The sequence below is a fragment of the Gallibacterium salpingitidis genome, assembly GCF_001678495.1.
Lineage (GTDB): Bacteria > Pseudomonadota > Gammaproteobacteria > Enterobacterales > Pasteurellaceae > Gallibacterium > Gallibacterium salpingitidis.
Genome location: NZ_JTJL01000005.1, coordinates 71,969 through 97,078, shown reverse-complemented (window position 1 = coordinate 97,078; position 25,110 = coordinate 71,969). Strand labels below are relative to the sequence as shown.

26 protein-coding genes are annotated in these 25,110 nt (G+C 37.1%); 6 read left to right on the top strand and 20 right to left on the bottom strand.

Annotated elements, in window-relative coordinates:
• Positions 1–37: 37 nt before the first annotated feature.
• Positions 38–382 carry a DUF496 family protein gene (locus QS62_RS01945; RefSeq protein ID WP_066105083.1) on the bottom strand — a complete coding sequence of 115 codons (345 nt, stop codon included), beginning with the start codon at positions 380–382 and terminating at the stop codon, positions 38–40.
• 207 nt (positions 383–589) lie between these two features.
• Here QS62_RS01945 and serC point away from each other — a divergent pair, with 207 nt between their 5' ends.
• The 3 genes from serC to aroA are packed head-to-tail and all read left to right on the top strand — an operon-like array spanning position 590 to position 4,127.
• Positions 590–1,675: a 3-phosphoserine/phosphohydroxythreonine transaminase gene (serC, locus tag QS62_RS01940; protein WP_066105080.1), complete on the top strand. Its 1,086-nt coding sequence runs from the start codon at positions 590–592 to the stop codon at positions 1,673–1,675.
• Positions 1,676–1,700: 25 nt separating this feature from the next.
• Positions 1,701–2,798, top strand: a complete 1,098-nt coding sequence (gene hisC, locus QS62_RS01935; RefSeq protein WP_066105077.1) for a histidinol-phosphate transaminase — start codon at positions 1,701–1,703, stop codon at positions 2,796–2,798.
• A 27-nt stretch (positions 2,799–2,825) separates the two neighbouring features.
• The gene (aroA, locus tag QS62_RS01930; RefSeq protein WP_066105074.1) at positions 2,826–4,127 is read left to right on the top strand and encodes a 3-phosphoshikimate 1-carboxyvinyltransferase; all 1,302 of its coding nucleotides are present in this window, start codon (positions 2,826–2,828) and stop codon (positions 4,125–4,127) included.
• A gap of 68 nt (positions 4,128–4,195) precedes the next feature.
• On the opposite strand, the gene QS62_RS01925 is transcribed toward aroA, so the two are convergent.
• The 4 genes from QS62_RS01925 to QS62_RS01910 all read right to left on the bottom strand — a co-directional run bounded on the left by QS62_RS01925 (position 4,196) and on the right by QS62_RS01910 (position 8,641).
• A complete protein-coding gene (locus tag QS62_RS01925; protein WP_231923666.1) occupies positions 4,196–5,038 on the bottom strand; it encodes a phosphatidylinositol-specific phospholipase C domain-containing protein in 843 nt (280 codons plus the stop codon).
• The gene (locus QS62_RS01920; protein ID WP_066105071.1) at positions 5,031–6,386 is read right to left on the bottom strand and encodes an MFS transporter; all 1,356 of its coding nucleotides are present in this window, start codon (positions 6,384–6,386) and stop codon (positions 5,031–5,033) included. The genes QS62_RS01925 and QS62_RS01920 overlap by 8 nt, the downstream gene beginning before the upstream one ends.
• A 107-nt stretch (positions 6,387–6,493) precedes the next feature.
• Positions 6,494–7,834 (bottom strand): MFS transporter, encoded by a 1,341-nt coding sequence (locus tag QS62_RS01915; protein ID WP_066105069.1) that lies wholly within the window; start codon positions 7,832–7,834, stop codon positions 6,494–6,496.
• A 12-nt stretch (positions 7,835–7,846) separates the two neighbouring features.
• A complete protein-coding gene (locus QS62_RS01910) occupies positions 7,847–8,641 on the bottom strand; it encodes an inositol monophosphatase family protein (protein WP_066105066.1) in 795 nt (264 codons plus the stop codon).
• Positions 8,642–9,029: 388 nt separating this feature from the next.
• Here QS62_RS01910 and hemA point away from each other — a divergent pair, with 388 nt between their 5' ends.
• A complete protein-coding gene (gene hemA, locus QS62_RS01905) occupies positions 9,030–10,346 on the top strand; it encodes a glutamyl-tRNA reductase (RefSeq protein WP_066105063.1) in 1,317 nt (438 codons plus the stop codon).
• Positions 10,347–10,348: 2 nt separating this feature from the next.
• Positions 10,349–10,753, top strand: a complete 405-nt coding sequence (gloA2, locus tag QS62_RS01900; RefSeq protein ID WP_066105060.1) for an SMU1112c/YaeR family gloxylase I-like metalloprotein — start codon at positions 10,349–10,351, stop codon at positions 10,751–10,753.
• A gap of 157 nt (positions 10,754–10,910) precedes the next feature.
• Here the strand turns inward: gloA2 and pal are convergent, their stop codons facing one another.
• From pal to QS62_RS01855, 10 genes are all read right to left on the bottom strand, one after another.
• A complete protein-coding gene (gene pal, locus QS62_RS01895) occupies positions 10,911–11,363 on the bottom strand; it encodes a peptidoglycan-associated lipoprotein Pal (protein WP_066105058.1) in 453 nt (150 codons plus the stop codon).
• A gap of 10 nt (positions 11,364–11,373) precedes the next feature.
• Positions 11,374–12,624 carry a Tol-Pal system beta propeller repeat protein TolB gene (tolB, locus tag QS62_RS01890; RefSeq protein ID WP_231923667.1) on the bottom strand — a complete coding sequence of 417 codons (1,251 nt, stop codon included), beginning with the start codon at positions 12,622–12,624 and terminating at the stop codon, positions 11,374–11,376.
• 74 nt (positions 12,625–12,698) lie between these two features.
• The gene (gene tolA / locus QS62_RS01885; RefSeq protein ID WP_066105055.1) at positions 12,699–13,958 is read right to left on the bottom strand and encodes a cell envelope integrity protein TolA; all 1,260 of its coding nucleotides are present in this window, start codon (positions 13,956–13,958) and stop codon (positions 12,699–12,701) included.
• A gap of 18 nt (positions 13,959–13,976) precedes the next feature.
• On the bottom strand, positions 13,977–14,402 hold the full coding sequence (gene tolR, locus QS62_RS01880; RefSeq protein WP_066105053.1) for a colicin uptake protein TolR: 426 nt from the start codon (positions 14,400–14,402) through the stop codon (positions 13,977–13,979).
• A 27-nt stretch (positions 14,403–14,429) separates the two neighbouring features.
• Positions 14,430–15,119, bottom strand: a complete 690-nt coding sequence (tolQ, locus tag QS62_RS01875) for a protein TolQ (protein ID WP_066105049.1) — start codon at positions 15,117–15,119, stop codon at positions 14,430–14,432.
• Between the two features lie 21 nt (positions 15,120–15,140).
• Positions 15,141–15,551: a tol-pal system-associated acyl-CoA thioesterase gene (ybgC, locus tag QS62_RS01870; protein ID WP_066105046.1), complete on the bottom strand. Its 411-nt coding sequence runs from the start codon at positions 15,549–15,551 to the stop codon at positions 15,141–15,143.
• A 101-nt stretch (positions 15,552–15,652) separates the two neighbouring features.
• Positions 15,653–15,940 carry a cyd operon YbgE family protein gene (locus tag QS62_RS01865; RefSeq protein WP_066105043.1) on the bottom strand — a complete coding sequence of 96 codons (288 nt, stop codon included), beginning with the start codon at positions 15,938–15,940 and terminating at the stop codon, positions 15,653–15,655.
• 9 nt (positions 15,941–15,949) lie between these two features.
• A complete protein-coding gene (locus QS62_RS11965) occupies positions 15,950–16,048 on the bottom strand; it encodes a cytochrome bd oxidase small subunit, CydX/CbdX family (RefSeq protein WP_156536708.1) in 99 nt (32 codons plus the stop codon).
• Positions 16,049–16,058: 10 nt separating this feature from the next.
• Positions 16,059–17,195: a cytochrome d ubiquinol oxidase subunit II gene (gene cydB, locus QS62_RS01860; protein ID WP_066105040.1), complete on the bottom strand. Its 1,137-nt coding sequence runs from the start codon at positions 17,193–17,195 to the stop codon at positions 16,059–16,061.
• A gap of 15 nt (positions 17,196–17,210) precedes the next feature.
• Entirely contained in the window at positions 17,211–18,761 is a 1,551-nt protein-coding gene (locus QS62_RS01855) for a cytochrome ubiquinol oxidase subunit I (protein ID WP_066105038.1), read from the bottom strand.
• 478 nt (positions 18,762–19,239) lie between these two features.
• Here QS62_RS01855 and QS62_RS01850 point away from each other — a divergent pair, with 478 nt between their 5' ends.
• Positions 19,240–19,530: a DUF5339 domain-containing protein gene (locus QS62_RS01850; RefSeq protein ID WP_066105036.1), complete on the top strand. Its 291-nt coding sequence runs from the start codon at positions 19,240–19,242 to the stop codon at positions 19,528–19,530.
• A gap of 270 nt (positions 19,531–19,800) precedes the next feature.
• Here the strand turns inward: QS62_RS01850 and QS62_RS01845 are convergent, their stop codons facing one another.
• From QS62_RS01845 to cyoB, 5 genes are all read right to left on the bottom strand, one after another.
• Entirely contained in the window at positions 19,801–21,198 is a 1,398-nt protein-coding gene (locus tag QS62_RS01845) for an MFS transporter (RefSeq protein WP_231923665.1), read from the bottom strand.
• A gap of 83 nt (positions 21,199–21,281) precedes the next feature.
• Complete coding sequence (cyoE, locus tag QS62_RS01840; protein WP_066105030.1) at positions 21,282–22,169, bottom strand: heme o synthase; 888 nt, start codon at positions 22,167–22,169, stop codon at positions 21,282–21,284.
• Positions 22,170–22,180: 11 nt separating this feature from the next.
• Entirely contained in the window at positions 22,181–22,513 is a 333-nt protein-coding gene (gene cyoD, locus QS62_RS01835) for a cytochrome o ubiquinol oxidase subunit IV (RefSeq protein WP_066105027.1), read from the bottom strand.
• The gene (locus QS62_RS01830; RefSeq protein ID WP_066105024.1) at positions 22,510–23,118 is read right to left on the bottom strand and encodes a cytochrome o ubiquinol oxidase subunit III; all 609 of its coding nucleotides are present in this window, start codon (positions 23,116–23,118) and stop codon (positions 22,510–22,512) included. The genes cyoD and QS62_RS01830 overlap by 4 nt, the downstream gene beginning before the upstream one ends.
• Positions 23,118–25,100 carry a cytochrome o ubiquinol oxidase subunit I gene (gene cyoB, locus QS62_RS01825; RefSeq protein ID WP_066105021.1) on the bottom strand — a complete coding sequence of 661 codons (1,983 nt, stop codon included), beginning with the start codon at positions 25,098–25,100 and terminating at the stop codon, positions 23,118–23,120. Before cyoB ends, QS62_RS01830 begins: the two co-directional genes overlap by 1 nt.
• Positions 25,101–25,110 lie beyond the last annotated feature (10 nt).

Genomic DNA, 25,110 nt, shown 5'->3' with positions numbered 1-25,110 from the left:
GTTATTACGACCCTTTACTTTTTGCTTCTTTTCAAACTTATTCTTTATCTTTTTTCAACATTTCAGCATGCAATTTAGTTTGCTCTTTCATCGCTTTGCTGATTTCTTTACGTTGTTTAGATGCTTCAGCATTACGAATCATATAATCATCAACACGAGCTTCATAATCTTCACGCATATTTGCAATAATGGCACGAATATCCGCTACTGACATATCATCAGTGATGTATTGATTTAAGTTATCTAATAACAACACACGTTTTTGGTTATCGCGGATTTTACGATCATTATCAGCAATATCACGCAAAAGTTTATTCTTTTGACGATACATACGCACATACTCCAAAACATCTTCAAAACATTTTTTGCTTACATTTTCCATAATAAACGCTCTCTTAATGTAATAAATAAAATTCTGCCGCTTACTGTAACGGTTTTTTATGGCATCGTCAAAAAGATATCACCCTTTTTCGTATAGATTACAGTAGCGTGAACAATAATTAACAAACAATACAGAAAGCCGTTGATAATTCATTTCGCTAGTGTTAAAACTAGACAAATTTTAACGAATAAAATAAAGAAGGTAACTATGACAGAAGTCTTTAATTTTAGTGCTGGTCCAGCAATGATGCCAAAGGAAGTGTTACAACGTGTACAAGCAGAATTACTTGATTGGGAATCTTTAGGAACTTCCGTAATGGAAGTTAGCCATCGCGGTGCTAATTTTATGGCATTAGCAAAACGCTCTATCGAAGATTTACGTAAATTGTTTAACGTACCGGAAAACTATCAAATTCTATTTGCACAAGGCGGTGCAAGAGGCCAATTTGCCGCTATTCCAATGAATCTCCTTTCTGAAAATGGCAAAGCACTTTATTTAACCAGTGGACACTGGTCTGGTGCTGCAGCAAAAGAAGCAAGACTATTTGGTGATATTGATGAGATTAATATTCTAACTGAACAAGATGGTAAAACTGGAGTAAAAGAACTCGATTTCAGTGATATTGCAGATCAATATGATTATGTTCATTACTGCCCAAATGAAACCATTAGCGGTGTAGAAATTTTTGATGTGCCTAATGTTGGTAATACGACATTAATCGCTGATATGTCATCCAATATCCTTTCTCGCCCAATTGATATCAGCAAATTTGGTATGATTTACGCCGGCGCACAAAAAAATATGGGGCCAGCGGGAATTACCTTAATCATTATTCGTGATGATTTAATTGGCAAAGCTCGCCGCAGCACGCCATCTGTTTGGAATTATCAAATCCTTCGTGATCACGATTCTATGTTTAATACTCCACCAACTTTTGCTTGGTATCTCTGTTCTTTAGTTTTTGAAAATCTATTAGCGAATGGCGGTCTCGAAAGTGTCGAATTAAAAAATCGTGCTAAAGCAGAATTATTGTATCAATACATCGATCAAAGTCCGTTCTATCGTAACAATATCGCCGAAGCTAATCGTTCATTGATGAACGTTACCTTTACTACTGGTAATGATGAACTTAATGCGAAATTTGTCAGTGAAGCCAATGCTGCCGGTTTACGTGCTTTAAAAGGACATAAAGTATTAGGCGGAATGCGTGCTTCAATCTATAACGCAATGCCAATTGCGGGCGTTGAAGCGTTAATCGCTTTTATGGATAAATTCGCACAAGAAAACCAATAATTATTAATTCATTACAGGAAATATTATGAAATTTTTAGACGTCGCCAATCAAGGCGTGAAGCAGCTATTGCCTTATCAAGCTGGCAAACCAACTGAAGAATTAGAACGAGAATTAGGTATTCACAATATTGTGAAATTAGCATCCAATGAAAACCCATTTGGATTATCAGAAACTGCTAAACAAGCTATTTTAAAAGAGTTAAATCAACTTACACGCTATCCGGATTCAAACGGCTTTTATTTTAAACAAGCAGTAGCAAATAAGTTTAATTTACAAGCTAACCAAATTACCCTTGGTAACGGTTCAAATGATTTACTTGAACTAATTGCTCACACTTTCGCTAGCGAAGGTGATGAAGTCATTTTTTCCCAATACGCTTTCATTGTTTATCCGTTAGTTACTCAAGCGATTAATGCAAAAGCTGTTGTTGTACCAGCGAAAAATTGGGGTCATGATTTAGATGCCTTTTTAGCAAATATTACGGATAAAACTAAATTAATCTATATTGCTAATCCAAATAATCCAACTGGAACATTCTTAACCAGTGCAGAAATTGAAGCTTTCTTAGAGAAAGTCCCTGCACATATTATTGTGGTCTTAGATGAAGCCTATACCGAATTTACTGACGAACAAGAACGTGTGCCATCATTTGCATTACAGAAAAAATTTGCCAATTTAGTCGTTTGCCGTACGCTTTCTAAGGCTTATGGCTTAGCTGGATTACGGATTGGCTATGCTGTATCAAATCCAGAGATCGCCGATCTTTTTAATCGTGTCCGCCAACCATTTAACTGTAATAGCTTAGCGTTAGCAGCAGCTACCGCAGTCATTTATGACGAAGAGTTTTTACATAAAGTAGCCGACAATAACCGCAAAGGAATGCAACAGTTAGTACAATTCTTTGAACAACAAGGATTAGAATATATTCCTTCTAAGGGTAATTTTATTACCGTTGATCTGAAGCAACCTGCACTACCAATTTATAATGCGTTATTACATAAAGGCGTTATCGTACGCCCAATTGGCGGTTACGGTATGCCAAATCATTTACGTATCAGTATCGGATTACCTGAAGAAAACCAAGCCTTTATCAACGCTTTGACTGAAGTTTTAGCCAATTAATCGCTGACCAGAGGACGTTTGTAGTTTATGAATTCTATTACCCTGAACCCCATTGCCCATATCAATGGGGAGATTACTTTACCCGGTTCAAAAAGTTTATCTAATCGTGCATTGTTACTTGCAGCACTCGCAAAAGGAACTACCACTATCACGAATTTATTAGATAGTGATGATGTTCGTCATATGTTAAATGCTTTACGTGCTTTAGGCATCAAGTACCAATTATCTGAAGATAAAACCACTTGTGTTGTCGAAGGTAATGGCGGAGCTTTCCAATGGCAAAATGGATTGAGCCTATTTTTAGGTAATGCAGGTACTGCAATGCGCCCTCTTACCGCTGCACTTTGCCTAGCAAGTAAAACAGGCAACGTTAGTGAAATAGTGCTAACCGGTGAACCACGTATGAAAGAGCGTCCAATCAAAGATTTAGTGGCTGCTTTACAACAAATGGGCGCAGAGATTGAGTATTTAGAACAGGAAGGCTACCCACCACTAGCTATTCGTAATACCGGATTACATGGTGGTAAAGTAGCCATTAGTGGTGCGATTTCTTCACAATTTCTCACTGCATTATTAATGGCAGCTCCTCTTGCACCACAGGATAGTGAAATTCATATTATTGGTGATCTTGTTTCTAAACCTTATATTGATATTACCCTGAAAATGATGGCAATTTTTGGTGTGGAAGTTTCTCATCAAAACTATCAAGTTTTCCATGTTCCAGGTAACCAGCAATATCAATCACCAACCACTTTTATGGTTGAAGGTGATGCTTCCTCGGCTTCTTACTTTTTGGCCGCGGCGGCGATTAAAGGTAAGGTAAAAGTAAAAGGCATTGGTAAAAATAGTATCCAAGGTGATAAACATTTTGTTGATGTGTTAGAAAAAATGGGCGCTAAAGTCCATTGGAGCGATGAATTCGTTGAAGTTGAACAAGGTGAATTACATGGCATTGATATGGATATGAATCATATCCCTGATGCAGCAATGACGATTGCAACCACTGCTCTATTTGCTCAAGGCGAAACTATTATTCGCAATATCTATAATTGGCGTGTAAAGGAAACCGATCGCTTAACAGCAATGGCAACAGAATTGCGTAAAGTAGGCGCAGAAGTCGAAGAAGGTGAAGATTTCTTACGAGTACAACCATTGGCTTTAGAACAATTTAAAAACGCAGAAATCGCCACTTATAACGATCACCGTATGGCAATGTGTTTTGCTCTAGTTGCACTCTCTAATACGCCAGTAACTATTCTGGAACCGGAATGTACCGCAAAAACGTTTCCTACCTTTTTTGATGAATTTACCAAAATTGCTGTAAATTAATTAAGACGCAAAAAACACTTTATCACCAAAGATAAAGTGTTTTTTTGTATAGAAAAAAGATTGTTGGATTACGGTAAAAAATTTAATTTCACCACCTGCTCCGCAATTTTTTGATCAATAAAATCATAAATTTGCACTCCCGCTACTGGCTTTCCTAACATTTGTTGCCATAATTGCACTGTTCTGCTATTCAGCTCTTGAGCATAAACATCGGGATAAGCTAACTCACCATTAGTCGCACTAATATGATTAAGAAATAATTTATCTTTTACCAAACAAGATTGCGCTACATTATGCTGAATAGCGTTAAATTTATCTTCGAGTATTGGCCCATCCCAATCATCTTGCAATGAAATCCATGGATTTTGATGCCAAGGTAACGCCCATTGTTGCTCACCAAGTAGATAAGTTTGCATTGACGGTGGCGAACATTCTAAAGCGACAACTTTTCCAGCCACTTGCGCAAGCGTTGGAAAAACGAACGTTTGCTGATCTTGTTGCCAATGATAAAAGCAAGATTGATATTGTTGAATTTTATCTAACAGCGCTTGTTTATACTCATCAAAGTCGTCTTTTGCTTCATTCGCATTCTGTAAACGAACTAGTATAAACTCTTGTGGATAGCGCTTTAAGAATTGCAAAATTGTATCAAAAATTATCTCTGCACTAATATCGCTAATCCATTCACGATGTGCTGCGACCATTTCTCGCCGTAGACGAAGATCAAAAAAACGCACACCAATTTGAAGTTGTTCCTGTAACGATAACGCCTGTGTTTTATAGTAACGCTGATCACAATCAGCCGTCATTGTATCATGCGTACCCGGAATAAATAATCGATGAATTTGTAGATCTGGTCGGCAAGCCGCCAACCAATTAGCTAAAGAAATAGTGTGCATAGTTTTATCCATTTTTCTGCTTTAATCTGATCATGAGATGTGACATTAATGCAGCAACCAATGCTAATACCGCTAAACCAATAAATGCAGAAGCTAAAATATGAGTGTCTGTTAGGAACTGGGTTGTAATATTACCAGCACTATCTTTTTCTGGTGAAGTTACTAATTTACCCAAAATAGCTGGGGCAATTAATGCTGGGAAATATCCTACAGTAATAGCAAAAGACATTGCTGATGATGAATGTTTCTTCGGTACATTAAATTCTCCAATTGGTGCATAATAAACACCTCGAATCATAAAAATAATGGCTGAACAAACCAACATTAATACAACCAATAACCAAAACATTGTCGATGAAATTAAGTCTGCAGGAGGATTGTCCGGTGCATAAGCCTGTACTTCAGGATGATTAGTAAAGAAGATAAAAGCAATTAATCCTAAAATAATTGCCAAGAAAATTTCAAATGTTCGCATAAAATGCATTGTAGATTTGAAAACTTTCTCTACTAAAATTGTTGAAACTAACGGCAGCATCCGCAATGCAATTACTGTTGTTGCAAATACTGCTGCAACTACTGCGGTAGTACCATAGCCAGCTTGTAGATAACGAGCAAAATACGTTCCCGCTGCAATAAATGAACCATAAATGCAGAAAACATTAATACCTACTAACCATACAATCGGCAATTTTGCAACGTGTCCAACCCCTCTAATTGCTTCCATAGTTGAAGATGTACTAGCATCATCATCTCCTACTTTTTGGTCTTTAGGTACTGCAAAATAAACGACTAACCCCGTTACAATAATTAAAATACAGCTTGTTGCCATCATAGTATGAGCATTTAATTTCATTGCTAACATCACTGTCCACAAAAGAGAAACTAGAAATGCCAATAAACCACGTCCAAACTCAAAGAAACCAAATACTGCACCTTGATGTTCAGCTGTTGTTGAGATTCTTAAAGCTTTAAAATTTGCTGGCTTAAATAATACTTCACTAAAAAATAACATTGAGAAAAAACACGCCAATAAAACAGGCATACTTAATCCTGGTGAGTTTAATGTCAAAAATAGTGAAATAGCCCCTACACCAATGGTAGAAATCAGCATAATATTACGAATAGAAAAACGATCTCCTACCCAACCTAACGCAATCGTTCCGACGATAATGACCAATCCTTGCATTGAATAAAGTTGTCCTGCTTGAGCATCTGTTACGCCTAACGCTGCAGGAAAACCACCTGGTACACTATTCCGAATATCCCAAAATGCATAAATTAATTGTGCATTAATTGTGATAAGAATAATTTGAAAGAAAACTAATGGTGTTAAACCATATTTATTAAGGAAATTTTTCATTGTTGCTCCTTATCGCACTAAAACAGTTACTAACAACAATTATGGTAAAAGTTTTGTGGGAATTGAGATGCTGCATAGCAGCATACTCATAAAGTAATATGTTGAAATTAGTGTGATTTTCTCTTTTCTTGGAATACAACTAAAATTGAGAATAATATTGCCGCAACTACTGACATGAAGTCTGCACCAATCCAGAAATAAGATAAACTTTCAAAGTCATAAACTTTAGCTCCATTCACAATAGTCGTGGTTTTATCAATCATAAATCCGGTTAAGAATTCACCTAATGAAGCACCTGCATAGCCAAATAATCCCATCATACCGAGTGCAATTCCTGATGCTGATTTATGTGAAACATCTGTTGCTAATAAACCACCTAAGAAACATAATTGGATACCTAAAGTAATGCCAAAGATAGATAAAGCAATAATTGAGAACCAAACATTACCACTTGGTGCAAATAAAAATGCTGCCAACGAAATAGTGTTAATTAACGCCACAACCACTGTCATCATATTACGTTTACCATGTAAAAAACGATCTGATAACCAACCAGATACAATAGTACCTAAAATACCAACAATACTATTGACACTGATAATACTTGCAGCCTCTACTGTAGTATATCCCTTCCCATTTTCAAGGAAAAAAACGCCCCAACTATTTACACCATAACGTCCAATATACATACAACAAGATGCTACTGCTAATAACCAAATTGCAGGATTCTTCACAACATCCCATTGATGTTTTAATACTTCTTTGTTATCTAATTTTTCTCCTGTATTCTCCATATGAATAATAGGTTTAAAACCTAAACTAGCTGGTGAGTCTTTCATCCATAAAATAGCAATTAACATACCTAATAAGCCGACAACACCTGAGAATGCAAAACCTAATCTCCATCCAAAATAGGAAATCACTGCTGCAGTAACAACAAAAGTAATTCCTTCACCAACATTATGAGCAACTGACCAATAGCCATAATAAGAGCCACGTTCTTTATCATCATACCAACGAGAAAGAGCTACAACACAAGGTCCAACACCCATAGATTGGAACCAGCCATTGATCCCCCAAATTACCGCTAACACAATCGCGCTAGTATTTAATCCCATCGCAAAATTACAAATAGCAGAGATAAATAAACCAAAAGAGAGAAAACGGGTAATATGTGAATGATCTGCAATCGCGCTATTAACAAATTTACCTACTGCGTAAGTAACAAAAATAGCAGCCCCAATAATCCCTAATTCCGTTGGCGTCACTACCCCTTCTTTCACTAATACTGGTTTTGCAACATTAAATGATAAACGACAAACATAGAACGTTGCATAAGCAATAGAAAATGCCCAAAAGCTTTTCCATCTTACTGATTTAAATGCTTGTTCTGATAAATTTTTCAATGGAATAGCAGGTGATGCTGCAAAGAAACGAAAAATAGACATAATATCCTCCTATTACATTGCTCTCATTAAATCAAGCTGTTGATATACTTGTTGATTTGCAGCTGCTAATACAAAATTACCTTTTAGCAAGCCATCATTTTCTAAAATATTATTGGCTGTACCGCCAGCTTCACGCACAAGTAGCATACCCGCTGCACAATCCCAACAATTCATATGTGGTTCATAATAAGCAAGTAATCTACCAGCAGCGACTTGTGCTAGACTCAATGCACCTGAACCATTACGAACATACATACCACCATCAACTAATAATTGATGTATAAAAGGTAATATGGTTTTTGGTGGTACACGATGTGACATACCTAGGCCTACTAAACCATCTTGAACACTTTCTGCTGGCTCCACAGTATGCATAGGAACATCATTAAGATAGGCGCCACCGCCTAATTGGGCATGAAATAATTCATTATGTAAGGGATCAAACACCATCCCAATCACAATTTCATTTTTATGTAAAACCGCGATAGAAATGCACCAGGCATGTAAACCATTTAAAAAGGGACTAGTGCCATCAATAGGATCAACAATCCAACAAAACTCACTATCTAATCCTGAATAGCCTGATTCTTCACCAAGAAACCCATCTTCTGGAAATTTTTCAGCGATAGCTTGACGGATTTTAGCTTCAACAGATTTATCTGCCATACTAACTTGATCTTGCTTATCACCTTTTTTGCATTCAATCACTAGTTCATTTCTATTGAGATAATAGGATAAAGCGATACTCCCTGCTTGTTTAATAAGATCAATAGAGAATGTATAACGATTTTGAATATTTTCGTTCATAACATCCCTCCTAGGAATAAATAATCTAAAAATTATTGCTAAAAACTAGCAACATTAAAGATACTAGTCCTGAAAACAGAATAATTAAAGAAAATTTTTTCCAAAATGAGATAATGATCAAATAAATTTTCCAAAATTATAAAATTAATTTTTCTATATTCTGTTATAGATGTTAAATAACTCTGTTTTTGGAAAATCTTTTCTGCTCTTAAATTAATTTTGAAGTCAATCACTTACCATAAAGGGGTATCTTTCACTCCAAGATCAAAAAAGTCAGTACTTTTGTTTGCGACTTGTTACCAGATTATTTAAAATTCTTACCGTTTTGATTTTTTTGTTTTTTAATTTGTGGGAATAGCGAAATTTTCGCTGAATTAAAGAGTGATTTATGGCAATTTTGGTGTTAGGTATTAACCATAAAACAGCAACCGTCGCGTTACGTGAAAAAGTAGCATTTAATGATGAGAAACGTCAGGTTGCATTGCAGCAATTACAGACTTCTCTAGCGGAAAGTGCAGTAATTGTATCAACATGTAACCGTACTGAAATTTATCTACATAATCGACAAATTTCACCACTAGAAAATAGCGAACAAAATCAGCAATGGTTAGCCGAAATTAAATTATGGTTTGCACAATTACACCATTTAAGCTTAGAGGAATTGCAAACTGCATTATATATGCAGCAAAATCAACAATGTGTGACGCATTTAATGCGAGTTGCTTGTGGTCTTGATTCTTTGATTTTGGGAGAACCACAAATTTTAGGGCAAGTAAAACAAGCCTATCAATTTAGCGAAACATTCTATCAGCAACAAAATAGAATGATCTCAACTGAACTATCTCGCTTATTCCAAAAAACATTTTCTACTGCTAAACGTGTGCGTACAGAAACTGAAATCGGTGGTAATGCTGTATCAGTTGCTTATGCAGCTTGCAGCTTAGCTCGACAAATTTTTGACTCATTTAAACGCTTACGCATTCTATTAGTTGGTGCAGGAGAAACAATCGAATTAGTTAGCCGCCATTTATTCCAACATGGAGCTAAGCATATTATGATTGCCAATCGTACCCTTGCTAATGCTGAGGCGCTTGCTGAAAGAGTTGGTGGGCAAATGGATATTTTGTCTTTAAACCAATTACAAGAAGGTTTAAATCTCGCTGATATTGTGATTTCTTCTACCGGTAGTTCGGATATTTTAATTACCAAAAATATGGTGGAAATTGCGCAAAAACAACGCCGTTTCGATCCAATGCTAATTATTGATATTGCTGTGCCACGCGATGTCGAAGAGAGTGTACATCAACTAGAAGCTGTTTATCATTACAGCGTCGATGATTTGCAAAATATCATTCAGCATAATATGCAGCAACGTGAGCAAGCTTCTTTAGCTGCAGAAGAGATTATTCATGAAGAGTGTGCTGATTTCTTTTTATGGTTGAAACTACACCAATCATCCAACTTAATTAAAACGTATCGCCAACAAGCAGAACAAATTCGTTTAGAACTATTAGACAAAGCTGCGCTTTCACTACACCAAGGCGTGGATAGTGAACAAGTTTTGCAAGAGCTAAGCTATAAATTAATGAATAGATTACTGCATACGCCAACACAAGTAATGCAAGAATTAGTTAAAGCCGGTGAAACGAAAAGTTTGCAACTTTTTTCTAAATCATTAGGTTTAGATGAGAAAGAGGAAGAGTAAATATGTCAGTATCTCCATTTATTGGTTTTCATCATGTTGCATTAATTGTTTCTGATTATGCATTATCTAAGCATTTCTACGTTGATATTTTAGGCGCAGAAATTATTGAAGAAACTTATCGTGCTGCACGTGATAGTTATAAATTAGATTTGCGTTTTGCTGACGGTAGTCAAATTGAATTATTCTCTTTTCCTTCACCACCCGCCAGACCGACAACACCAGAAGCCTGTGGGTTACGCCATTTAGCATTTAAAGTTGAAAATATTGAAGATACTATTCAGTATTTACAACAACGTGGCGTTAGTTGTGAACCGGTTAGAATTGATGAACTCACTGGAAGAAAATTTACTTTTTTCCGCGATCCTGATGACTTACCACTAGAAATTTATCAATGGAGCGCAGCATAAGCGCTCTTTTTCTTTTATTTAGCAATATTTTTTAAGATCAGTTTAATTCTGTATTATCAGAAATATATCTATACTGACCATTAACCTCTTGCCCAAAATACAGACAAAAAGAAAGCCCCTTGCGGGGCTTTCCAAAGAGTATCTAAAAACGTTCAGATTAGTATGCTAATACTGCACGACGGTCTTTAGCGTAGTCAGCTTCAGTGTGACCTAATACAGCTGGTTTTTCTTCACCGTAAGAGATGGTTGATAATTGACCAGCTTGAACGCCTTTACCTGATAAATAAGTTTTAACTGCGTCAGCACGACGTTGACCTAACGCGATGTTGTATTCTGGAGTACCACGTGGGTCAGTGTGACCTTCGATTTGTACTTTAGCAGAAGAATCTGTTAAGTATTGTGCGTGAGCATCTAATAATTGAGCATATTCTGGTTGGATATCGTATTTATCGAAACCGAAATATACTGTGTTGTAGCGTTGTTGTAATTCTTGAGCAGTCATATTACCGTATAGTTTACCTTGTTGGTCAGCTGCTTTATCTGAGCTGCTACAAGCTGCTAACGCTAATACTGGTGCTGCAACCATTAACACTTTAGCTAATTTTTTCATTTTATTCTCCTTAATTTTGAGTTAAATATGGTGACCAAGCAGGGAATTTAATTTGTCCACCCCCTGAACCTGGTAACCTTGCTTTGAAACGTCCATCAGAGGACACTAATTGTAACACCTTACTTACACCTTGTGTAGAACTATAAATTACCATAGTTCCATTTGGTGCAAAACTCGGGCTTTCATCTAGGAAAGTTGAAGTTAATGCTGTAATACTTCCACTTTCTAAATCTTTTTTCACCAATTTATTACCGTTCACCATAACGACTTCTTTACCATCTGGTGACATCTCTCCACTATAACTGTTACCTGGAGGGCTAAGTAGTGTTGCACCACCACCATTTGCACTCATCATATATACTGCCGGTGCACCGCCACGGTCTGAAGTGAAGATAATAGATGAACCATCTGTTGACCAGCTAGGTTCTGTATTATTACCACTGCCACTAGTTAGTTTTACTGGTGAACCACCACCAACGCCCATAACGTAGATATTTAACACGCCGTCTTCATTAGACGCAAACGCGATACGTGAACCATCTGGTGAAAATGATGGTGCACCGTTATGACCTGGTAATGATGCAATAATTTTACGTGATTTACTAGCAAGATCTTGCAAAACAAGCAAAGATTTTTTCTTTTCAAACACGCTATACGCCAATCTCTTACCATCAGCTGACCAAGCTGGTGACATAATTGGTTGTGAACTGTGGAACACATTGAACGCATTATACCCATCATAATCAGATACTTGCAAATCATAAGAACCTGAATTGTTTTGAATAACATAAGCAATTCTAGTTCTAAATGCACCACGAATACCTGTTAATTTTTCAAATACTTGGTCACTAACAGTATGAGCACCCCAACGAATCCATTGTTTAGTTACAGTATATGAGCCTTGTGCCAATACTGCACCTGGTGTTCCAGAAGCGCCTACTGTATCTACTAATTGATATGAAATTGTGAAACCACCACCTGCTGGAGTAACTTGTCCGACCACAATCGCATCAATACCTAAAGCAGACCATGCTTGTACATTAACTTCACCAGCTGAAGTTGGTTGTTGTGGCATTCTATCTACCGGAATCGGATTAAATTTTCCACTAAAACGTAAGTCAGAAGAAACAATATCTGCAACATCCGCCGGCGGTGTACCCGGTGCATTCCATTTAAATGGCACTACCGCAATTGGTCTTGCACTATCAACCCCTTCATCGATCACAATACGCACTTCAGCAAATGCTTGTGTCGCTTGCATTATTAAGCAGGTAACGCCTAATATCCATGTATAAATAAGCTTTTTCATCATGAGGATTCTCTTCCTATGCCTAATTATCTTAATTTAAAGTCAATCACTGGATTTTGATATTTTCTATACACTGCATCAGATGGTGGCTCTGGCACTTTCTTAGTCAGTGCAACCGCTCTTAACGCAGAAGTACAAATATCATCTGGACCAGAAACTTTATGATAGCTCAAGATTGTTCCATCTCTCGCTAATTCAATTTGTACAGTACAAACTTTATTAGCAAAACTTGCATCTTTCAACCAACGACGTTGAATTTCTCGCTTAATAATCGCGGTATATTGATCACCAACGACATCGCCTTCGCCAGCACCATTACCACCGCTAGAGCCTTCGGAACCCTTACGGCTTTGGTTGCTGCCTTTACTGCTACTTCCGCCACCAATATCGCCATTATTTAAGAAGTCATCCAATGCATTTTGTTGCGCTTGGCGTTGTGCTTTAGCTTCAGCATCAGCTTTGGCTTTAGCGGCTGCTTTTGCCTCTGCTGCCGCTTTCGCCTTAGCTTCGGCTGCTGCTTTAGCTTTTGCTTCCGCATCAGCTTTTGCCTTAGCTTCAGCTGCGGCTTTTTCTGCTTTTTCTTTAGCTTCTTTCTCAGCTTTCGCTTTTGCTTCTGCTGCCGCTTTTTCAGCCTTTTCTTTTGCTTCTTTTTCTGCCTTCGCCTTCGCTTCCGCAGCTGCTTTTTCTGCCTGTTCTTTTGCCTCTTGTTCAGCTTTCGCTTTTGCTGCTGCCGCTACTTTCTCTGCCTTTTCTTTCGCTTCTTTTTCAGCCTTAGCTTTCGCTATTGCAGCTGCTTTTTCCGCTTGTTCTTTTGCTTCTTGCTCTGCTTTCGCTTTTGCTTCTGCTGCAGCCTTTTCTGCCTGCTCTTTTGCAGCTTTCTCTGCTTGTTCCTTCGCGGCTTTTTCTGCTTTTTCTTTAGCTTCTTGCGCCGCCTTTTCTTTCGCCGCTTGTTCCGCTTTCTCTTTAGCTTCTTGTGCTGCTTTTTGTGCTTCTTGGCGCTCTTTCTCTGCTAGCTCTTTACTTTGTTGCTCTCTATCTTTATCTGCAATTTCTTGCTTAGAAGGTGGATTACCTTTTTTCTCTTGTTGTAATCTACCCCATTCTTGAGCAGCAGCACCAGTATCAACCATTATCGCACCTAAAACCTCGCCATTTCCTTCACCGCCACCCATTGGACGTACTTCTTCCAACCTTGATCCAATGAACAGTAATGCAAAAAGCAAGACGTGCAAGACAATTGAAATCAAAACTGCTTTTTTGAATTTCTGTTGCTGATTATATTGCACAATTTTATCCTAATTCTCTTATAGTGGATCTGTCATTAAACCCACACTTTTTATTCCTGCAGTATGCAGTAAATTTAACCCTTTAATGATTTCTTCATATGGCGCATCTTTTGCTCCACCCACTAAAAATAGTGTAGTGTTATCTTTCTCAAAAGCTTCTTTTGCCATTTGAACAACCATTTCTTCTGTCAATTTTTCATTGCGCACACCATCAATCGAAAGTGTATATTCATTCGTTCCATCAACTTCTAAAATGACAGGAGTCTTATCTTCATTTGAAACCGTTTGGCTATCGGTAGAATCTGGTAAATCTACTTGTACACTCTGACTGATAATCGGTGCAGTAGCCATAAAAATTAATAACAAAACCAACAATACATCAAGAAATGGCACAATATTAATTTCAGATTTAATTGATCGGCTCTGACGACGATTGTATTGCATAATGTCCTCTACTTACGACTTCATTAATTAATTATGAAAGTTATTTTGACCAAATACTTTACGGTGCAAAATTGTCGTAAATTCATCAATAAAGTTCGCATAATTTTGTTCAAGTTTATTTACTCTCAAACTTAAACGGTTATATGCCATTACCGCAGGAATTGCAGCAAAAAGTCCGATCGCTGTTGCAATCAATGCTTCTGCAATACCTGGAGCAACCATTTGTAAGGTTGCTTGTTTTACATTACTTAATGCCATAAATGCGTGCATAATTCCCCATACAGTACCAAACAACCCAATATAAGGACTTACTGAAGCCACAGTAGCAAGGAATGGTACAGTATTTTCAACATCTTCAATCTCACGATTCATCGCTAAGTGCATCGCTCTTGAGCTACCTTGAATAATAGATTCAGACGCATTCGGATTAGCTTGTTTTAAGCGTGAAAACTCTTTGAAACCAACAAAGAAAATTTGTTCGCTACCAGATAAACCATCACGACGATTTGATAAACCTTCATAAAGTTTAGTGAGATCTTCACCTGACCAGAAACGTTCTTCAAAACTCATCGATTGTTTTAGCGCCTTAGATAAAATTTTACTACGTTGGATAATAATCGCCCAAGAAATGATCGAAAAGGTGATCAAAATTGAGATCACTATTTGTACAACGATACTTGCCTTAATAAATAAATCGAAAAAATTCAATTCAGACATTTAATACTCCATAATTGTCTATTACGGTCTTTCATATTTAAGTAGTGTTTTGATTTCTTGAGGAATAGCGGTGGGTTTCATGAGAGTTATTTTTACGCAAGCTATGCTAACCTTTGCCGAACAATAAAGTTGGTCACCTTTAGTCAACTTTTGTGTAAAAATCAAACTGGCGTTTTTAACTTCAACTAAAGTCGTTTCGACGGTTAATAAATCGTCTAAGCGAGCTGGGTAGCGGAAATCAATTTCCATCTGTTTAACAACAAAAGCAATATCTTGCTGTTGAATAAGTTCATTTTGAGAGGCACCTTTTTCTCTCAAGAATTCTGTTCTAGCTCGTTCAAAAAAATGAAGATAGCGTGCATGATAAACAACGCCTCCCGCATCTGTATCTTCATAATAGACGCGTACTGGGAAAATAGAGCGATTATTCATTGCTGTGCTATCTGTTTTCTCTATAACAAAAAAGTTTCGCTATTCTAATGAACGGCAAAATTAACTGCAATAGGCTATCAAAAAATTTTTTAATTTTTAAACTAAAAAAAGTAAATCAGCCCTAACGCTACAATTGCAACCACATAAGCAATCATCGGCATAAACAGTAATTTCCAAATCGTTCTATAGATATCTAAACCAAAACCATGAATCCATAATGTTACCACACTCCAAAAGATAATTAAGGTATAAATTGGCGAAATTCCACCCAAATTTAGTGCAAAAATTTCTTTGTGGGTAAAAATAGAGGCGGTTAGCACTAGCGCTAGTACGAACGAAAGGGCTCGTAACGAGCCCTTATTAGTTAATTGATAAAGTGATTGAATCATACTTTCAGATTACTCATCAAATTTTCCAGTTTTTTCAATACTGATATTAATGATTGCAGTTAGACAAACTGCTAACAATACGCCCAAAACCCAAGTTACATAAAACATATTTTTCTCCTTAGTATAATGAGTGTTTGTTATTTTCGATGAAGCTTTCATCGATACGTCCAAACATCTTAATGTATGACCAAATGGTATAGCTCAATAGGATAACTACAAATACAAGTGCAAAACCTAACATTAGAGTTAAGGTTAATTTACTTGAGCTTGAATCCCATAGTAATAAGCTCATTTCTGGATGAGTAATTGATGGCATTAAGAATGGGAACATTGAAACGCCACAAGTTAAAATAATGCCTGCCATTGTCAATGAAGAGAAGAAGAAGGCAAATCCAGAACGGTCTGCTTTAGAAAATACAATATTTAATAACGCAGAAACCACAGCTAATACAGGGAAAATCCAAAGTACTGGCATTTCTTTGTAGTTATTGAACCAAGCACCAGTTTGTACAGCAACTTCTTTACCAAATGGTGAAGTCGGTGCATTGTGATCAATTGCACTTGTTACTACATAACCATCTTTGAATAACAACCATACGCCAGCTAATACAAAAGTCACTAATGTCACAATTGCACCAACTTGAGTCACTACTCTTGCACGATTACGTAAATCTGCAGTGGTTTTCATTTGTAACCATGCTGCACCTTGAGTTGTTAACATTGCCAAGCTAATCACACCGCAAAGAAGCGCAAATGGATTTAATAATTCAAAGAATGTGCCGGTATATTTCACTTGTACAATTGAAGTGAATTCAAATGGCACACCTTGTAATAGGTTACCAAATGCTACCCCAAATACGAGTGAAGGAACAAATCCACCAACAAATAGTCCCCAATCCCAAGCTGCACGCCATGTTGGATTGTTAATTTTGGCACGATATTCTAATCCAACTGGACGGAAGAATAACGCAGCTAAAACTAAAATCATCGCAATATAGAAGCCTGAGAATGATGTTGCATAAATAAGTGGGAATGCAGCAAACATCGCACCACCAGCAGTTAATAACCAAACTTGGTTACCATCCCAGTGTGGCGCAATTGAGTTAATCATAATGCGTCTTTCCACTTCTCTCTTTCCTGCAAAAGGTAGAAGGGTTAATACGCCCATATCAAATCCATCAGTAACTGCAAATCCGATAAGCAACACACCTAAGAGGATCCACCACACAAATCGTAGAAATTCATAATCAATCATGATTTAGGCTCCTGCTTATTTAGTTGATTGTTCAAAATAATAGCGACCTGTTTTCAATGCACTTGGACCAAGTCTGCTGTATTTAAACATAAGATACATTTCAGCAATTAAGAAGATGGTATATAACAAACAGATTAAACCGATTGAGAACCAAAGATCTCCAGTGGTTAATGCTGAGTTCGCTACACCTACTGGTAACACTTCATAAATTGCCCATGGTTGTCTGCCGTATTCAGCCAAGAACCAACCGGCTTCAATACCAACCCATGGAAGTGGAATGCTATAAAGTAACGCTTTAAGCAAGAATTTATTTGATCCCACTGTTTTTCTAACATTAGCAACAAATGCCCAAATGAGTAGAAGAAGTAAGATACCACCAGCAAGCATCATAATACGGAATGACCAGAATGTAGGACCTACATCAGGAATAGTATCTGCTGCCGCTTGTTTGATTTGTGCATCGGTTGCATCAACTACGTTATCAGTATAACGTTTGAGCAATAAGCCATAGCCAAGATCTTTTTCTACTGCTTTAAATTGCGCAATAGTATCTGCATCTTTTTGGCCTGAACGAAGTTTTTCAAGTAAACCATAAGCAGTCATACCGTTACGTACACGTTCTTCATTTTGTACACGTAAGTCATTTAGACCAGTGATTTCTTTATCTAAAGAACGAGTTGCGATAATACCTGCTGCATAAGGAATTTGTAAGGCAAATTCATTACGGCTTTCTTGTGAATTTGAAATAATCGCAACATTCCATGCTGCTGGAGCCGGTTCAGTATTCCACTCACCTTCCATTGCAGCTAATTTTGTTGGTTGCTCTTGTCCGGTTACATAACCAGATTCATCCCCAAGTAATAATACAGAGAAGACAGCAATAACACCGAAAGTTGCACCAATTGAGAAAGAACGTTTTGCAAATCCTAAATCACGTCCTTTAAGAAGATAGTATGAACTTACTGCTAATACAAACACCGCACCTGCAGTATAGCCTGCAGAAAGTGTGTGTAAGAATTTAGCTTGAGCAATTGGGTTTAACCAAAGATCTAAGAAGCTGGTCATTTCCATACGCATAGTTTCAAAATTGAACTCTGCGCCGTGTGGTGCTTGCATCCAGCCGTTAGCAACGAGGATCCACATTGCAGAAAGATTTGAACCGAAAGCGACACAATAAGTTGCTAATAAGTGTTTCGCTTTAGTTAATCTATCCCAACCAAAGAAGAATAAACCAACGAATGTAGATTCTAAGAAGAAAGCAAGTAATGCTTCGATAGCTAATGGTGCACCGAAGATATCACCTACATAGTGTGAATAATAAGACCAGTTAGTACCAAATTGGAATTCCATTGTAATCCCAGTTGTTACCCCTAAGGCAAAGTTAATACCAAATAACTTACCCCAGAACTTAGTCATATCTTTATATACTTCTTTACCAGTCGTTACATAGATGGTTTCCATTATCACAAGAATAAATGAAAGACCTAATGTAAGTGGTACGAATATAAAGTGGTATAGTGCAGTTAATGCAAACTGCAATCTAGAGAGTTCAACGACGTCTAGCATCTCATAACCTCTTGTACCTAATACAACTTCCAAATATAGATTACAAATTTTGTAATCACCCCACATAGCTATCAATTAATTACTAAAAATTAATAAATGAGCTTTTTTCCATATCAAACTCAGACCAAAGATATGATTTATTTCTGTTATTGAAATAAAGGATAACTCTAACCGTTTAATACATCTTTTATTCTACTCCTAAAAATGGGGGATAGGAAACCTTAAAAGTTTTAAATTGATCACAAAATAGCTATTAAAATCAAAAAAATAAATTTAAAGATATCTATTATTTTTGATATACATCAATTTTTATATTTTATTAACATTTTATTAAAAAATATTCTGCAAATTATTTCTTTAATCAGTGTTACCTTTGCACGTAAAAATCATTCAAACAGCTAGACAAGAAAACATTTTTTTGCTATTTTTCTAGCACATTTTTTCAACAACTGTTCAATCATATCTGTTTAGGTTCTTTATGTTTAAACTTTCTTTTTACGCTGCCACTATTTCTTTAGTGCTCTCTTCTAGTGTTTTCGCAGCAACACCAACTAATCTACCAACTCAATGTCAGCAACTTTTCCAACAAACCGATGACTTAATCGCAGAAGCAGAAAAACAACCTGGTACCCATCCACAACTTGCTAACATCAAAAATAAACTTTCTGAAAGTAAACAAAAGATCTTACAAATGAGTGTTGAACACCAAATTAAAAGTTGTGATAAAGGATTAGTTGCATTGAATAATTTGAAAGGTAAAGATGATTAATTAACCTTCGTTAATAAATATAAAGTACAGATTTTATAAATATATTTTGTATAAAATCTGTACTTTTTAATTTTATATTTAATACTTTTATACCTATATTAGATAACGCTTATTCTCTTCTTATTTCATTCCTAAAATAATTTAATATCTTTCTTCTTTTTATATATTTGATTAATTAATTTATCTAAATAATCAATAAAAGCACAAAAAATAAACTATTTCATATTTTCACCAAGCGTTAATTACAAAGTTAAGAATGCAATCAATAGGTTAAGACAATGCCAGATTTTCTCGTTGTGCTAATGCCGTTTCTAAAACTTGACGATTAGTCATCGTGCTATCAATTTTAATATAGGCGCATTGCTCTTCGGGAATAATAATAGCTTCATGAACCCCAGTTTGTTGTAAGAAAAATTCCTGCCAAACTTTAGCATTATTACATTCCGTAAGTTGAATGCGTAAATTAGCCAGATATGGAGGCTCTTTCATCGTAAAAGCAAGTACAAGCCATAAGCATGCTAATAAAGTTGCCGATAAAAACAGTACTGTAATACCTGCATGACCAACAATCCAACCACCTAAACTACCGCCAGCGGCAGCACCAAAAAATTGGAATGTTGAATAAACTCCCATTGCTGTTCCTTTACTCCCTGCTGGTGCCTCTTTACTGATAAGAGAAGGAAGTAACGCTTCCATAAGATTAAAGGCAATAAAGAATAATAATGTTCCTAAAATGAGCACCCACAACTGATCATCCGCTTGCCACAAAGTAGCTTCAGCAGCAATTAGGATGGCAATACACCACAAGAAAACAGCTCGCATCTTGCGTTTAACTTCGGCAATAATAATGCCAGGTACCACACTTACAAAAGAAATCAACATCGTAGCAAGATAAATCTGCCAGTGACGATAAGTAGGAAAGCCCGCACGTTCAAAACAGAGAGGCAAAGCAATAAAAGTTGCCATTAATAGACAATGCATACAAAAAATACCAATATTCAGCTTCATTATCTGCGGTTGCCGTAACACATCTTTTAGACAACCTTTAATCACTGCTGATTCACTATTGCGTACATGATTTTGGCTTTTTGGAATAATAGTTATAGTTAAGAAAATTCCACTAGCAGCTAATACCGCGATAAACCAAAATAGCCCTTGCAAACCAATCTGATGGGTAATAATAGGGCCTGTTACCATAGCAATAGCAAAAGTGATACCAAAAGATATCCCAATAAACGCCATCGCTTTAGTACGCGTTTGTTCACGTGTCAGATCAGATAACAATGCCATAACTGCCGCAGAAATAGCACCACTACCCTGCAATGCACGTCCCAAAATAACTCCCCAAATTGAGGTGGATAACGCAGCGACTACACTTCCTACTACAAAAATTAATAATCCTAATATAATCAAGGTCTTACGTTCTATCTTATCAGACCATAAGCCAAATGGAATTTGAAAGAGAGCTTGCATAAAACCATATATACCGATGGCAATACCAATCAAAGTTTCATTCGCACCTTGCAAATGCATACCATAGGTAGTGAGCACTGGCAGTACCATAAACATACCAAACATACGTAAGGAAAAAATTGTACCAAGTCCCCATGTAGCCTTACGCTCTTCCGCGGTCATGCGGTTATCATTATTAATAACTGTTTTCTTCATGGATGTTTAATAAATTTGCAAATATAAAAAATCTGCCCAGAGGACAGATTTTGGATGATTATTTTAAGTAATTCTACCAAATATTAATTGGTCAAACTAACAACGGCGTGTGCTGGAACCATAAAGTCAATAGACATCATAATATTAAGGGTGAAAATAGTAATAATAGAAAAGACAAATAATTTTCTCGCCCAAACATAGTCATTATTCTCTGCCTTATAACCTGATAGCGCCATACATAACCACCATATACTAACGGTAGTTGCTACTACAAGATATTTATAGCCAGCATAACCGCCTATTGACAACATCAGTGCTGCAAACATAAAGGCAATGATATATAGCAGAATGTGATGTTTAGCAACAGCAATGCCTTTTACCACTGGCAACACCGGGATATTGGCTGCTTGATAATCTTTAAAACGAAAGATAGCAATAGCATAAGAATGGGGCATTTGCCATAAGCTAAAAATCGCTAATAGGATCAATGCTCCCGTATCAAATTCATTACTGACAGCACAATAACCAATCACTGGTGGCGCTGCGCCAGATAAACTACCTATGAGAGTACCATAAACGGAATGGCGCTTCATATAGAGGCTATAGACAAATACATATACCATAAACCCCATCACAGCTAACCACATCGCTAAAGCATTAGCACCAAAATAAAGGATAGCAAATCCTAAAATACCTAATGCAATGGCTAACGCAAAAGTAACCTGTACCGATACTAGACCTTTAACTAATACACGATTTTTTGTGCGTTCCATTTTGCGGTCAATATCTCGGTCTATCAAATTATTAAATGCACAGCCCGATGCCACCACTAGTGATACGCCAACAAGCGTATAAGCAAACAGCATATGATCCATATGCCCTTTGGCCGCTAGCAGGAAACCGCCGACAACCGAAATAAGGTTGCCGACAATAATTCCTGGTTTGGTTACTTGTAGGTAAGATTTAATCATGGCAAATCCTATTAGCCTGCCATCATGTTAGCATTCAAACTCCACATAATCCAAATGGATAATCCCACCAATAATAGAATCACAATGGCAGTGAAGATGAATGATATGAGATTCCAACGTTCATCATGTGAAGTTCCCATATGTAAGAAACATACAAGTTGAACAATTAACTGTATTACGGCAGTAACAGCAATAATAACCAATAACGTGGTTTTAGATGCACTACCATTCATCACCATAAGGAATGGAATTAATGTCAAAACGACAGATAAAACAAAACCAATCAGGTAGCTCTTAACACTACCATGTTCAGTAGTCGCATAATCGTGGTTACCATGACTCATACCAAGACCCCCATCAAGTAAACAATGGAAAAGACACAAATCCAAACAATGTCAAGGAAGTGCCAGAATAGACTTAAACACATTAAACGAGTACGGTTAACAGAAGATAATCCATATTTAACCACTTGTACCATCATTACTACCATCCAAATCAAACCAGCAGTAACGTGTAACCCGTGCGTACCAACTAAGGTAAAGAAGCCTGAAAGGAAACCACTACGATCAGGGCCTACGCCTTGCGCGATAAGGTGATGGAACTCATTTATTTCCATACCAACGAAACTCGCACCGAATAAAAAGGTCACGCCTAACCACACTAAAACTTGTTTCGCATTATTACGATTCATTGCCAAAACAGCAAAACCATAAGTAATGGAGCTGAATAGCAAAAGGAAAGTTTCCACTAATACATAAGGTAACTCGAAAATTTCTTTACCTGTCGGTGCTCCTGCTGTACCTGGTAGCAATACAATATAGGTAGCGAATAGACAAGAAAATAGAATCAAGTCACTCATTAAGTAAATCCAAAACCCGAAAACCTTAATCGGCCCAGTATCGTGGTGCCCATGATGGGCACTCTCATGTATTACAGTATTTGTTGACATTATTGCAGCCCTGCTTGAGATAATTCTTTAAAATGTTTGTTTTCAATCGTTTCAATCTGATCAACTGGAACATAGTAATCCACATCTTGATCGAAACTTTTAGCAATCCATGTGACAATCATACCTACAAAACTTACAATCGCCAGCCACCAGATATGCCATATCATCGCAAAACCGAATACCATAGTGAATACAGCTATGATTAGGCCTGCTGCAGTATTTTTTGGCATATGAATAGGTTCATAAGCTGTTGGTTTAGCATAAGCCACACCTTTTTCTTTGTTATCCCAGAAAGCATCGCGATCTTCGACGCGTGGAGTAACCGCAAAATTATAGAATGGAGGTGGTGAAGAAGTCGCCCATTCAAGTGTACGACCGCCCCAAGGGTCACCAGTTGTATCTCTGTTTTTATTTCTATCGCGGATAGATACAGCGATTTGGATAAATTGACAAGCAATACCACAAGCAATAATTACTGCACCAAGTGCCGCTACACCGAGTAATAAGTGATACTCTGGATCAATTTGTTGGCTCAAACGACGAGTCATACCCATAAAACCTAAGGCATATAATGGTAAGAATGCGACAATGAAACCAATTTGCCAGCACCAGAATGAACGTTTACCCCATTTTTCATCTAAGGTGAAACCGAATGCTTTAGGGAACCAGTAGTTCAAACCAGCAAATAGACCAAATACCACACCACCAATAATAGTGTTATGGAAGTGAGCAATTAAGAATACACTACCATGTAATACGAAGTCAGCAGCTGGTACCGCTAATAACACCCCTGTCATTCCACCGATCGCAAAGGTAACGATAAACCCAATGGTCCATAACATAGGTACAGTAAGTTTGATACGTCCTTGGTACATCGTGAACAACCAGTTGAAAATTTTCACCCCTGTTGGAATAGAAATAATCATGGTCGCTATACCGAAGAAAGCATTAACATTCGCTCCTGATCCCATTGTGAAGAAGTGGTGCAACCAAACGATGAAAGACAAAATAGTAATACATACAGTTGCCCACACCATAGAGGTGTAACCAAACATTTTCTTACGAGAGAAAGTTGCGGTAACTTCTGCATATACCCCAAACATAGGTAATACAAGAATATATACTTCAGGATGTCCCCATGCCCAAATTAGGTTGATATACATCATCATGTTACCACCCAAATCATTGGTGAAGAAATGGGTACCCAAATAACGATCTAATGTAAGTAAAGCAATACTTGCAGTTAAAATTGGGAATGAAGTTAAAATCAATACATTAGAACAGAAAGATGCCCAACAGAAAATTGGCATTTTCATCAAGCTCATGCCCGGTGCACGCATTTTAAGGATAGTGGCGATAAAGTTAATCGCACTCAAGGTCGTCCCTATCCCCGATATCTGCAACGTCCATATCCAATAATCCACCCCGACATCAGGACTGTATTGCAGCTCCGATAATGGCGGATAAGCTAACCAACCGGTTTTAGCAAATTCACCAATCCCTAAAGATAGGTTAATCAATACCACACTAACAGCAGTAAACCAAAAACCTAAATTATTCAAGAATGGATAAGCAACGTCACGAGCACCAATTTGTAGTGGAATAACAAGGTTCATTAAACCAATTACAAATGGCATAGCAACAAAGAAAATCATAATCACACCATGAGCCGTAAATATTTGGTCATAGTGTTCTGGTGGTAAGAAGCCTTCATGCCCTCCTGATGCTAAGAATTGTTGACTACGCATCATAATCGCATCAGCAAAGCCACGTATTAACATAACGATAGCTAAAAAGATATACATTATACCAATACGCTTATGGTCAACTGTGGTAATCCAGTCACGCCATAACGGTCCCCACAATTTAAAATAAGTTAAAGCGATAAGGACAGCAATACCGCCCAAAATAATACCGCTAACCGTTACCATCACAATAGGTTCATGAAACGGTATCGCGTCTAATGATAATTTTCCTAACATAGTTATATCC